Source organism: Paenibacillus nitricinens (assembly GCF_052056485.1).
In the GTDB taxonomy this organism is placed as follows: domain Bacteria; phylum Bacillota; class Bacilli; order Paenibacillales; family Paenibacillaceae; genus Paenibacillus_AQ; species Paenibacillus_AQ nitricinens.
In genome coordinates, this window is sequence record NZ_CP183948.1 from 6,668,660 (window position 1) to 6,681,242 (window position 12,583).

14 protein-coding genes are annotated in these 12,583 nt (G+C 43.8%); 5 read left to right on the plus strand and 9 right to left on the minus strand.

The window, feature by feature from the left end:
* Positions 1-25 precede the first annotated feature (25 nt).
* Positions 26-538 (plus strand): DinB family protein, encoded by a 513-nt coding sequence (locus ACN6KS_RS29675; RefSeq protein ID WP_256990333.1) that lies wholly within the window; start codon positions 26-28, stop codon positions 536-538.
* Between the two features lie 25 nt (positions 539-563).
* Here the strand turns inward: ACN6KS_RS29675 and ACN6KS_RS29680 are convergent, their stop codons facing one another.
* Positions 564-1,151 carry an NAD(P)H-dependent oxidoreductase gene (locus ACN6KS_RS29680; protein WP_094868458.1) on the minus strand — a complete coding sequence of 196 codons (588 nt, stop codon included), beginning with the start codon at positions 1,149-1,151 and terminating at the stop codon, positions 564-566.
* Between the two features lie 121 nt (positions 1,152-1,272).
* Between ACN6KS_RS29680 and ACN6KS_RS29685 the strand changes: the two genes are divergently transcribed.
* Positions 1,273-1,710, plus strand: a complete 438-nt coding sequence (locus ACN6KS_RS29685) for a MarR family winged helix-turn-helix transcriptional regulator (RefSeq protein ID WP_094868459.1) — start codon at positions 1,273-1,275, stop codon at positions 1,708-1,710.
* Positions 1,711-1,867: 157 nt separating this feature from the next.
* Here ACN6KS_RS29685 and ACN6KS_RS29690 read toward each other — a convergent pair whose 3' ends face one another.
* The 5 genes from ACN6KS_RS29690 to hprK form a co-directional block, all read right to left on the minus strand.
* The gene (locus ACN6KS_RS29690; RefSeq protein WP_440962462.1) at positions 1,868-2,749 is read right to left on the minus strand and encodes an SMI1/KNR4 family protein; all 882 of its coding nucleotides are present in this window, start codon (positions 2,747-2,749) and stop codon (positions 1,868-1,870) included.
* A gap of 382 nt (positions 2,750-3,131) precedes the next feature.
* Complete coding sequence (locus ACN6KS_RS29695; RefSeq protein ID WP_094875312.1) at positions 3,132-3,830, minus strand: ABC transporter ATP-binding protein; 699 nt, start codon at positions 3,828-3,830, stop codon at positions 3,132-3,134.
* Complete coding sequence (locus ACN6KS_RS29700) at positions 3,830-4,951, minus strand: ABC transporter permease (RefSeq protein ID WP_440961044.1); 1,122 nt, start codon at positions 4,949-4,951, stop codon at positions 3,830-3,832. Before ACN6KS_RS29700 ends, ACN6KS_RS29695 begins: the two co-directional genes overlap by 1 nt.
* A gap of 123 nt (positions 4,952-5,074) precedes the next feature.
* Positions 5,075-5,641: a TetR/AcrR family transcriptional regulator gene (locus ACN6KS_RS29705; protein ID WP_094868463.1), complete on the minus strand. Its 567-nt coding sequence runs from the start codon at positions 5,639-5,641 to the stop codon at positions 5,075-5,077.
* Between the two features lie 154 nt (positions 5,642-5,795).
* Complete coding sequence (hprK, locus tag ACN6KS_RS29710; protein ID WP_440962463.1) at positions 5,796-6,713, minus strand: HPr(Ser) kinase/phosphatase; 918 nt, start codon at positions 6,711-6,713, stop codon at positions 5,796-5,798.
* Between the two features lie 225 nt (positions 6,714-6,938).
* On the opposite strand from hprK, the gene ACN6KS_RS29715 reads away from it, so the two are divergent.
* The 3 genes from ACN6KS_RS29715 to ACN6KS_RS29725 all read left to right on the plus strand — a co-directional run bounded on the left by ACN6KS_RS29715 (position 6,939) and on the right by ACN6KS_RS29725 (position 9,129).
* Positions 6,939-7,529, plus strand: coding sequence for a DUF1989 domain-containing protein (locus tag ACN6KS_RS29715; protein WP_440961045.1), 591 nt, complete (start codon positions 6,939-6,941; stop codon positions 7,527-7,529).
* 107 nt (positions 7,530-7,636) lie between these two features.
* Positions 7,637-8,263 (plus strand): LysE family transporter, encoded by a 627-nt coding sequence (locus ACN6KS_RS29720; protein ID WP_094868465.1) that lies wholly within the window; start codon positions 7,637-7,639, stop codon positions 8,261-8,263.
* Positions 8,264-8,355: 92 nt separating this feature from the next.
* Positions 8,356-9,129 carry a YqcI/YcgG family protein gene (locus ACN6KS_RS29725; protein ID WP_094875310.1) on the plus strand — a complete coding sequence of 258 codons (774 nt, stop codon included), beginning with the start codon at positions 8,356-8,358 and terminating at the stop codon, positions 9,127-9,129.
* 4 nt (positions 9,130-9,133) lie between these two features.
* Here the strand turns inward: ACN6KS_RS29725 and ACN6KS_RS29730 are convergent, their stop codons facing one another.
* The 3 genes from ACN6KS_RS29730 to ACN6KS_RS29740 form a co-directional block, all read right to left on the minus strand.
* Positions 9,134-10,444 (minus strand): amino acid permease, encoded by a 1,311-nt coding sequence (locus tag ACN6KS_RS29730; RefSeq protein ID WP_440961046.1) that lies wholly within the window; start codon positions 10,442-10,444, stop codon positions 9,134-9,136.
* A gap of 142 nt (positions 10,445-10,586) precedes the next feature.
* Positions 10,587-11,177, minus strand: a complete 591-nt coding sequence (locus ACN6KS_RS29735) for a spore coat protein (protein ID WP_094868502.1) — start codon at positions 11,175-11,177, stop codon at positions 10,587-10,589.
* A gap of 88 nt (positions 11,178-11,265) precedes the next feature.
* On the minus strand, positions 11,266-12,516 hold the full coding sequence (locus tag ACN6KS_RS29740; protein ID WP_094868468.1) for an MFS transporter: 1,251 nt from the start codon (positions 12,514-12,516) through the stop codon (positions 11,266-11,268).
* Positions 12,517-12,583 lie beyond the last annotated feature (67 nt).

The following is a 12,583-nucleotide window of genomic DNA, read 5'->3' on the forward strand; positions in this document are numbered from 1 at the left end:
TCAATAATCTTAGGGGGAGTAACTCATGGAGAAACATCCTACGTTAGAAATGTATGACTACAATGTATGGGCTAATCAAACGATCATCCATCGCTTAAAGGAGTTGCCTAAAGACATTTATCATAAGGATATCCAGAGTGGTTTTTCTTCGGTAGCAAAGGTTGTGACGCATATTTATGTCGTGGAGAATATTTGGTTTGACTTGATTTCAGGGCGAACTAGGAATGAAGCTATAGCATCAGCAGCACAACTAGAGCCCTTGTTAGCAATAAAAGATATTGAAGAAATGGATGTCCTCTATCGTGAGCTATCCAGTAAAAATAAAATGGTTCTGAATAGTCACATAGATAAGGACCCCACCGTTGTGTTAGATCATCCAACTATGGGATCGCTTGAGACATCTATTTCCGGAGCTATCTTTCACATCGCGAATCATGGCAGCTATCACCGCGGTAATATCGGGATAATGCTGCGACAAATGGATCATACCTCAGTGCTACAGGATTATGTTGCCTATCTATACAACGAGCCGAAATAATCATAACGCTGCTTCATCTATCGTATTAATTAGCTACAGATTTGAAATATTGATACACCTGATTTAGCTTCTTTTCATGTTTACCTTTCGGGCTCTCCATGTTGCCAAACTCAAAAAACTTCACTTTCTTGATCCCACAATATTGAAACAATGCTTTTCTCATCAGCACTTTATGGGAATTATTTAACCAATATAAAGGATACAGGGTTGGACCCTTCATGCTGGAAATACAAACTACCGACTTCCCTTTCAGCAGCCCTTCAGGTATAAGCCCGCCCTTTTCTCTGTAAGCGAAATTAGAAGCAAACATTTGATCAATATAACCTAGCAGCATGGCCGGAGGCCGCCCCCACCAGATGGGATACACGAATACAATTTTGTCGGCCTGACGAATCTGCTCACGATATTTCTCTAGCTGGGGATCGGTGTGCATGTCTCTTCTCCGTTTATGTTCATTAAAAACCAGCACCGGATCAAATTGCTCTTCATATAGATCAAGTACCTCTATCTTCGAGATCTGTTGATTCTCATTACTTCCTTGGATGACTTTATTGAAAAAAGAATAACTTAAACTTTTATGATTCGGATGTGTATAGATGACTAAGACGTTCATTGCTCCACCTCTTTAATTATCATTTGATAACAAAATCGTATCACAACCTATATTTAGTTGTCAAATGATAATTGTATTATGATAATTATTTTGTTAAAGTTTACACTAAGAGGTGATCGTAATGGACAAAGAAGCGTTTTTCCATAAATTAGTGACCTTTACGACGGCAGTCCATGAAGTAACATTCGACCTAACCAAAGATGTTAGACCGGAAGGTATTACGCCTGTTCAATATAGTATTCTGGAGTATATTGCCGTTAGCCAGCCTGTTACCCTCAGCCAAATCAGCGATTGTAAGAATATCTCTATGCCAAACACAAGCCGTGAACTTAAGAAATTAACGGAAAAGAACCTTTGTGAGAAGTTTGATGTCGCAGAAGATCGGCGTAAGCAATTTATCCGACTGTCTGAAGAGGGACAAGCGATGATGAATAAAGCTTTTGAGCAAATCGGCGAACGTTTTCTGGATCGAATTAAAGATTCTTCTACTGAAGAATTGGAGGAAATCAACCAAGCGCTCGATGTACTTCAGTCCAGGGTGTTCATTAACGGTCAATGAGTGGATAAAAAAGAAAACAGAGCAGCGTATCTCCATGATTGGATAACCGCTGCTCTGTTTCCTGGTTCATGAATGGGCTGATTCATGACTAATTATAGGTTCACCAAAGTCTAACGACTCGGAACCCGTCTCGCCTTCAGCTAAATCGCCGAATCCACTATTTCACCAGTCCACCGATAAAGGACTCGAAATTGTCAGCCAAGCGAGTAATCTTGTATTTGTTATCACGATCTACATGGATAACCTCAGGTTCGCCATCATTTCCAAACTCGCGGTAATCCAGCATGATTACTTCATTCTCCGAAGGACAATCACAAATCACCACACCAACCTCTGGATAACGTCCATTTTCAATCACATTCCGGCTGCCTGAAGCTCCACAGAGCGACCTATTTTTATCTCGTCCAATGCCAAGGATACCTGAAATCGTAATAAATTCTCCTGTTCCCGGAATTGGGTACCGATTGTTATGAGGAATTCCCCCATTATGTAACTTCATCATTTCAACGTAGTATTTTGGCAACTTAAATACCAGCTCTTCTTCCACTGAAGCAATCAATGCATCTGTAGGCGGTTCAGAGATATATTCTTCGAACGCATACTCGCTGTCATCCCAAAAATTGGTGGAGTCGATTGCTACTACAGGCTTATTTGCGGGTTTACTCACAGGCTTTTTGGTAGCTTTCTTAGCCAATTTGCGTTTGATCCAACCCAAAAACTCCAAGGTATCCTCATCATCAGGCTCTAGCTCGTCTGCAATTGTAAATGCTTTTAAAGCTTCGTCATAGCGCTTCAGATAATAGTAGGAAACTCCGATACGGTAATGCCAGAGCGGATCACCTTCGCCCTCTTCTTCAATGCTCAAATACTGCTCTAAGGCCTCTTCATATTGCCCGAGATTATTAAGTGCTCTGCCCAAATGACTAGTTAGAACATAATCTCTTTCCTCTTCAGGAATTTCCGTTATTGCATCCACAATTTCTTGAAATTCATCCTCTTCATGCCAAGTATCCAATTTTTCCAATAGCTCATCACTCATCATTAATACCTCCTAGTAACGATCACTCAAAATACCTATTAGAAATTATACCATTTATAGCCTATGCCCAGCCAATAACGCAAGTCCTCCTGCGTATTCATACCCTTGAGGGGGTTATTGCATAGGAATAGTATGTCGCAAGAAGATTACAATCATCACAAAAAAAGCGCCGTGTCAGCCACAGTCGCTCTTTGATTACGATTCTTTTCATCATTAGTTACTCAGTCTTTAACAAAAGTTTCAAACTTAGCAACTGACTCGAGCTGGTTGAATACAACACCTCTAATCTTAAATGATCCTCTAATTTCTGAAAGCATAATTTACTATTAAAAAATAGGCCGCAGAATTGATCTGCGGTCTGTTTGTGTAGACAGAGAAAAATTTATTTATAAACATCTTTTAGAGGGAACAAAGATAACTTACCATCCTCCATCCGGTATACTTTATCACAATATTTAAGCATACGTTCATCGTGAGTAACCATAATCGCTGCTTTCTGGCGTGACTTCACCTCTTGCGCGATTAGACTAACTACTTCATGGGCCCGTTTAGTATCCAAACTAGCTGTAGGCTCGTCCGCCAAGATGACATTAGGGTTATTTATTAAAGCGCGAGCGATGGCTGTCCGTTGCTTCTCCCCACCTGATAACTCTTCTGGAAGACTTGTTAGCTTCGCGCCAAGACCCAGCTCTTCGAGCAGCTTAGTGGCCAATTGCTTATCCTCTCTAGTTACTGTGCTCGACATCCTTTTTACTATTAGCAATTGATCCAAAACATTTAAATATGGAACCAAATTTGAAGATTGCATAATAAATCCGATTTCTTGTAGTCTTATATTCGACAGTTCTTTGGCAGTAAGCGTAGAAATAGTATGCCCATTCAGCTTAACTTCCCCTTCTGAAGCTTCAAGCATGGCTCCAGCAATAGACAAGAACGTACTTTTACCTGAACCCGACGGTCCAACTACAGCCACGAACTCACCCGGCTCGACCGATAGGGTTACATGATCAAGTGCGGCGATACGATTACTTCCTTCAGCATAGTATTTTGTGACATCATTCATTTGTAATCCCTTAGTCATTATTCAACCCTCCCCAATGCCTGTAGCGGATCAATCTTTGTAATCTTTCGAACGGATACCATCGAACTTAACACAGCGATGATTAGTAAGATTAAAGAATAAATTACGACAAGATTCGTTTCCAGCTTGAAAGGCATACCCTTCGGCATAATGGCGGCTGTCCCATAAGTCAGTAAGATTCCAATTACAATACTAGTCAAAGAAATTATAAATACTTGCGATATAATGGCTTTTCCAAGGAATTTGTTACTGGCACCTATAGCTTTCATAATGCCAAACTGGTTGCTCTTCTGCATCGTAATTACATAGAAGAACACTCCAAGCACGAATGCAGAGATCGCCAGCAAAAATGCTAGCATCATTAAAATAGTACCATTCTCTTCCTTGTAACCTGGCATCCCTTGAACAGCTTCTGCCCGGGTAACCGTATCCGTACCTGATAATTTGCTATTCATTACTTCTGGATCGATATCCTTGCCTTGCAGCATAATTGCATTAACCGGACCTGGAATTCCTTTATCTGAACCCGGAGCAGCAAAACTAATCTTCCGCCACTCCTCCATCGGAGTAAATACGGAAGCAACGTGGTTATAGGTCTGATCCTTCACAAACCCGATAATCGTTAATGATTCCGTTGTACCGTCTAACTGAAAAGTATCACCTAGGCTATAACCCTCATCCTTCATGGTCATGTTCACTAGTACACCAGTAGAATTCTCAGAAGTTAAACTCTCCCCTTCCACGATAGTCGGCTCCAAGAAACTTCCTGGATTAATTCCAATAATCGCGATGTCTACCTTATCCTCATTCTTAGCACCTTGCTCTTTCAGCGCTGTTGCCATTGTACTTCCCATCGGTGCTGCAGCACTAACATTTGGCAATAACTCCACTTCGGTCAATAACTGCTCAGACAGAAGAGACTTGCTCATCGAAGACTGCGACCCTTCTTCAAAAACTACATAATCAGCCTTCATAGTCTTGAGTGTGGATGCAGCTAGTGTAGATAATCCAGTTCCTAAACCTGATAAAATGAATACCAACCAAGCAATTAATACAAAAATAATAGCAATCATTGAAAACTTCATTTTACTATGCATTATTTCCTTCATAGCTAAGAACATTATCTTTTTTCAGCTCCCTTTATATTAATTGACACATGTGTCAAATTAGATGGCACCACCACATCTGTCTCATTTATTAAACAATATAAATGACACATGTGTCAAATTCTCTTCAAAATTAGATCAGCTCTTTGCACCCCCAATCCACATTTGAAATAACACCTTACCCCAATCAGGTGTTGGGATATTCAGCATATTTGGTGTATTAATTAGGTTAAAAAAAACACCAATAAGTACAGGAAGTGGGATATCCTGCCGCAGGCTTTTTTCCTGCTGTGCGCGTGCGAACAAACCAGATAACTGAATTTTAAGAGTCTTATGTGCTTCTTCAATAAATTCAAGATCCCTCGCCGCTGCAGCAGAATTCGCTGTGTTTATTTTACTGGCATCTCCCAGGAGCTGATGGAGCGAAGATTCTTCTACGTAAATGAGAAGTAACTGCTCGAGAGCGTCCATGGGATTTGCCTCGTTAATTGTTAATGCCTTATCTAATACCGCTGCAATTACGCGCTTCATACAAGCGGCAACGATTTCTTCTTTATTAGCATAATATTGATAAATGGTACTTCGGGCACCGGACAGATGCTGCGAGAGCAGTTTGAGATGAAAGCCATCGTAGCCATGATCCAATACTAATTTTTTTGTCATATCAAGCAGCTCGGTTTCAGTAAAAGTTTGTTTTCTACCCATGGTCCATCCCCCTTTTCATTATTACAGTTTAGCATACGCAAAAAGTAATGCGTAGGTCATAATAAAAAGACAGACCGTCCATAAGCAGCACTCTCACCTGCGGACAGTCCTTTCAAAAGTACTTGGATATTCTATTTATCCATATGTTTTACCTTCACGACTGCATCCCGTTTTCAATCCTCTGCATAAACTCTTCAACGGCGCTATAGCCAAGCTGTTTCAGATACCAGTTGTTGGCGGCAGCTTCGATTAGGCCGGCTACGTCACGGCCGGGCTGAAGCTGGATTTCAATATGTGGAATTTGGACACCAAGATAGTCTGTGAACTTCGGCTCCAGCTCGAGCTCATTATTCAAGGAATTCTCTCGCCAAGGAGACAACTCAATGTCGAGTACAATTCGCGTCTCATCCTGAAAAGCTCTACGCCCGTACTGGCGTACAACATTGATCAGACCAATACTGCGCAGCGCTAGGAATTCGCGGGTCGTCTCATTATGTGTGTCGAGAAGCGTTGCCGGTCCCAGCTTCTTCAGCACCACGATATCATCCGCCACAAACCGGTGGCCTCTTCTAATAAGCGTATGCGCGGTTTCGCTTTTTCCAATCCCAGACTTGCCCCGGAGTAGGACACCTATACCAGACACATTTACACATACCCCATGAATTGAAAGCTCTGGCGCCAGCGCCTTCACCAGATAGGTGTCAATCTTTGCGATGATCTCTGTCGTCGTCTCCTGCGTCCGAAGCAACGGGATGCCCTCTTCTTCGCAGAATAGAGTTAAATAAGGAATCTCCTGCTGACCTGTCGTCACAATAAAGCATGGTGGATGATACTTGACGATATTACCAATATGTAACTTGCGCTCTTCAACGCTTAGGGTTAACAGATAATTGATTTCCTTGCAGCCCAATACTTGTACCCGCTTCGTTGGGAAAAAATCAAAGTAACCCACGAACTCCAGACCAGGTCTATGCGCCTTTGAACGAGTGATTTCACGTTCCATGCAGCTAGCACCTGCAAGTACTTCCAGCTTAAACGTCTCTGTAAGGCTTTGAACGGTAGTCGATTTCAAAGTTGTTCCCTCCTGTGGCTGCGTATCTTGAATACGCAATACGGTTAACGGGATATATTCAACGACAAATGGGATGATTCCTGCAACAACGCTACTATAGGCTTGTAATGTCATCATATCTAATACAATTGTTTCTATGAACGTCACACTGCACCATACTTGGTATGACTTTTTTGGCAAAAAGCCATACTACTTCTCACAGACTATGACCGAAGGAGAATACTCATGAGCGAACACCAATGGCTAATTCCAGCAACCAAGGGATTGGGCTTCAAGTTGGACAAAGGGCAGATCGTCCGGGTAACCGATGTAGAAGGAGAGCAGGTAGCAGATTTTGCTGCTTATAACGCCGTTCACCCTAATGAACGGATTGACCCCGGTGTAACGATAGATGCTCTAGGTAAGATGAATGTGCTCCCGGGGGACATCCTCTATTCCAACCAATACAGGCCACTGCTTACGATTATTAAGGATACTGTGGGCCGTCATGATTTCATTAACTCTGCCTGTCGTCCCGAGATGTATGAGGTGCTGTATAACAAAAAGGATCACGCCAGCTGCTACAATAACCTGAATGAGGCGCTATCGGAGTTTGGCCTGCCCGCTCCCGATCAGCATTATCCGTTTAATCTTTTTATGAATACTGTCATTGATCCTTCTGGAAAAGTCAGCGTGGAGCGACCGCTTTCTAAAGCCGGGGATTATATGGAGTTGCGGGCTGAGATGGATCTGATCATTGCCATATCAGCTTGTCCCTGCTCCGAAAGTGTCTGCAATGGGTACAAGTGTACACCGATTGCCGTAGAGATTCTTTAGAGTATGTTGCAAAAAGAATAGCGCCCACCAGGCTCGTCTTCTAACCGGCCCACTTCTTGAATAGAATAACTTGTACAAGTTAACATCTCATTCAAGGAGCGATGACCATGAATAGCTTTATCACCTATATAGTACTCGGCATCTCTTTATCTGCACCTATTGGTCCCATCAATGCAGCCCAGCTTGACCGGGGAGCGCGGATGGGATTTTTCCAATCCTGGATGATTGGACTGGGGGCCATGTGTGCGGATTTAGTGTATATGCTACTCATTTACTTTGGACTAGCTCACTTTCTGAATACCCCGTTTATGAAAACCTTCCTATGGACATTCGGCAGCTTCGTTCTCCTGTATACCGGAATTGACACTTTGAAAAATATCAATGCCGTGCCTGGATCCGCCTCGCGTGGTGCACAGACCGGCACTAGCGCCTTCCGTTCTGGATTTCTAATGGCACTGATGAACCCACTCAGCATTCTGTTCTGGTTAGGCATTTACGGCTCCATTCTGGCCAAAAGCATAGAAAATCAACATTTCGATCAGGTGCTGTGGAACAGCATGGGTATTTTTGTCGGCATCCTACTCTGGGATGTGGTGATGGCGATGCTGTCTAGCTTCTTTCATCGGTTCACCGGCCCTTCTATGCTCCGGTTCATTTCCCTTGCCGCGGGGATTTGCCTTCTTGGTTTTGGCATCTACTTCGGCTCTCAGGCATTTATACAGTTGTTTGGCTAATAGGTTCAACCAGCAAGAGATTTCCTAGGCCTTCACCTATCTCCCTCCCTTCGCATAGGATGTTTTGAACTTAACGAGGAGGGTGTTTTTGGATGGCCCATTTGAACACAAAGGTCTGGCTGGATGAACATCTGGCTGAGCTGCCGTACTGGCAGCAGGATGCTTTTCGTCAATTTACATCTATGATTGCAGATCCTGAAGGCAAATATCCCTGTATCCCGGGACGGCAGGGGTTTCTATCCAATAATTTACGCTTTGGTTTCGTTGCTGATCCACGAAACGAAGACTCGACTACGGAAGTCGCTCATTTACTTCGCCAATATGGCCAATGCTCGCGGGATACCGGTAAATATGCCTCCCTTGTCCTGTTTTTTGAAACTCCGGCAGATCTGGCAGAAGGCTACTCCATCGAGGAATATGAGAATTTGTTCTGGTCCATTCTGGGCCGCGTCAGTGCGGTGGATACGGTGCCCTGGCCGGATGAAATTTCTACCGATCCCGCACATCCTTCGTGGGAGTTCTGCTATGATGGGCATCCGTATTTTGCGTTCTGCGCAACCCCGGCACATGAGCTGCGAAGAAGCCGCCATACCCCTTATTTTGTGATTGCCTTTCAGCCGCGTTGGGTATTCGAGAATATTAACGATTCTACCGCATTTGGTCGAAATATGAAAAAGCAGATCCGCAAGAAGCTCGCAGACTATGATAGTATACCTGCGCATCCTTCCCTTCAATGGTATGGGCAGGAGAGCAATTTGGAATGGAAGCAATATTTTCTGCGGGATGACGAAAGTGCGCCGTCTAAATGTCCATATACTTATATGAAGAACAAGTTCAAAGCTATAGGAATTAAATTTCACTCTTAAGCGCTTATGAGGTTTGTTCGCGTTTTTTCAAGAGGTGCTCCCTAAACCAGGTAATCAAAGCAACGACACAGATGATCAGAAGGCTGGACCAGAAGCCGGGACGGCCCCCTTTTTCAAAAAGTGTACCTGCCACGGCAGCAATGATCAGCGCCATAGCAACCATGGATCTAATCCAACCGCCCATCTTTGGTTTCAATAGCTTAAGGAAAGAGGCAAGGATAAATAGCCATGTGTACAAAATAACTAGACCGGCAGCTGTAGTGATATGCTCAAAAATTTGCTTTGGCAGAAACAAGCTCAGTACAATTGTCACGCAAAGGCCCAGCATATTGATACCAAGCGCGTAGAGCGGCATCTTTCTTTTTCCTTTTGTCACCGCCAACCAAGAAGGGGCATCTTTATCCTCGGCCAAGGTCACCAGCATAGTCGAGACCGCATACAATGAAGCCACTAGGATAGAGAACCCGGCCACGATCATTACCCCGTTCAGCACGTATACAAGAATAGGTAGTTCCATCGCTTCAAGTGCAGCAATAATTGAGCTTTGATCAGGTCTCACTTTCTCAGGGCTCACGAATAATAGGGCGAGTCCTATCGACAGTACATACAGCAGGGTCACGCCCAACAGCATAAACCTGCCTGCTTTCGGAGCTTCTTTTGGGTCGCGTAAGTCCATCGCCATAAAGCCCATAACCTCAATACCCCCAAAAGCATAGAACGCATAAAGTAACCCTTTCCAAGCGCCCATCCATCCTTTGTTCAACCATGCTGCCGAACTGTGAACCGTATCCCAATTCCCCCTCCCTCTCAAAAGGGCAACCACGGCGACCACGATGAACATCAGTACCGCGGCGATTTTGATCATGGCGAATACATTTTCCGCTTTGTTAATCCCCTGGCTACCTAGAATAATTACCAGCAGACCCAGCACGGCATAAATTGCGGTAAAAACCCAAAGCGGCCAACTCGCAAACCATACCCGCGAGAACAGTCCCAAAGCAGTCAAAGTACTGCCAAGTATTAAAATTTCTGAACACCAATAGATCCAGCCCATGCCAAATCCGGCCCAACGTCCAAAAGCCGCCTTAGCATAACTACGGAAAGAACCCTTTTGAGGATCCTGCATAGTCATTTGGGCCAGCGCCTCATAGACGAACAGAGTTGCCACAGCCGCTAACACAAAAATAACCAACACCAATAATCCGCTTTTACGGATAGCGATGCTGGAACCAAGAAAAAATCCCGTGCCAATTGTGCAGCCTACACCAAACAGAGTAAGCTGCCACCAAGGTAGCTTGCCAGTTGGAGTACCCATATGTATATCCCCCCGTCTGGTGTTACTATGCGTTTTCGGGAGCTATTTTATTCTGGTATAGGCTTAGGCAGACAAAAGAAGACCCGACTTCCTGTTCAACAACAAACGAGTCGGGTCTTCTACGGTTAGAATTGGTCAGTGCCTAGTTATTTACGGGCATCTGAGGGGAACCGGCAGCGGGAACATAGGCATCCAGCATCTGCTGTATTACTGAAACCTGAAGCTGCGGAACCTGATAGTAGGCATGTTTGTTCTGATAAAGGAACAACTCATATCCCATTTCAATAAAATGCTGCACCTGTGAAGCCAGCACCCGGCGCAGCGCTGGGTTCGTCACTTCGGGAGAAGACATGGCCAGCAGTGAGGCATGGGATTTGATTAGACCCAGCATATACCCGCTGACGCCCGCATCTTTCACCTCTTCCAGTGATTGGTTAGGCTTCTTCGGCTGGGCAGGTTGGAGGCCGTAAACTGGCTGTGTCATATTCGGGATAAGATAGGTAGCCGTTTCCTGGCTTGGCTTTTGCCCTGTCTTAAAGCATTGGCAGGTCAAGTTGTACTGATCCAGCATGAAATTGTACTGCCGATCCAAAATAGACAAAAGCTCTTGATCCTGTACAAAAGTTCTGAACATCATAAACTGGTCCAGTACATTGATCTGGCAGGACAATACCTCGTGCACATCGAACATTTCATGGGCGCCGTGGTCTAGCTGCTGTCCCCCTATTGTCATGCTTCCTGGCTGTAGTTGCTGCTGCAAAGTGTATTCTCCTTTGTTCTTAGATGAGTACCCTCAATAATATGAAGGATCAGGTGGCCAATTATGCATGCACCTTCTTATTATCAATCCGAATCTTCCTTCTATGTGTCGTGAATAATCCGAAGTACCCTATCGTTACGAGAATACAGATTATAACATCAACAACAATCAAGTTCTGATAATCCCCAAAATAATCGAAGGACAGGCCTCCAATTAATGCACCTACTATACCGCCGCCCTGGTGTATGAGAAGTAGAACACCGGTTTGTTTTCCTTTACCCTTTGCAATCTCATTAATAACAAGCATTCCACCTGGTAATGCGCTTAAGTAGGTAATTCCGAACGCTATAGCAAAAAGAATTGGTGAACTTCCTAAATGCATAAAGAGGAAAGCAAAACCTACAATACGTATGCCATACAATAGAGACATCATCATTAATTTATTGTATCGGTCCAGAAAATAGCCGCAAATAAGCGCCCCCGTGATTTCCATAATTCCAAGTATGCTCATAGATAGGGCGATCATGCTTGGTGATACATCTGCCAACTGATGTATGGCTACCAAATTCATCTCGACGGATCCCATATTGATACCGCAGGTGAACAGCGCAATCGCGACCACGACAAAGATAGGAAAAGAGATAAATCTTTTAGACGGTGCAATTACGCTAGATAATGTATCTTGACCATCGACTTCTATTGAACGATCCGAAGGAGCCCTCTCCGTATTTTTCGGTTGTGAACTCTTAATTCCTAACCAAATTACGGGAAGCGTCACACAAACACCTAAGATAAAAGAAGCCATAAAAGCGTTCTTCCAAGTCAGCCAGTCTATGGTTACGAAAATAGGAGTAACAATCGCTAATCCTACGGAAGAAGCACTCGCCAGCAAAGCCATTGCTTTAGCCCGATGATGCCTAAACCATTCAAACATCAATATATAATTCGTCGTCGCCCCAATACCTGCCAAACCAGAGATAACACCGTATCCAATAAAAAAGACAATAGGATGGTGACCTAACACGACAATACCAGTACCCAAAGTACTCAAAATTGCACTTAACATTAGTATCTTCTTTGTACCATACCGATCCACGAGCCAGCCCCCCAAAGGTGCACATACGGCTACGATGAATAAATTGGTGGACCATGCCATTGAGATAAATCCCCTGCTAATCTGTAAATCCGTCGATATCTGCACCTGAAAGAAAGACAAGCTGAAGCGGGTCAATGCACCAATAAATCCAATAACCCAGAGAGATCCTAATCCAATCCATGCATACCTGGATTCCTTAAACCATGTCGTTTCCATTATGGTTTCCACCCTTGTCTAATATAAAAGATACCGATCGGTATCTTTTATATTAGCATAAATGCTT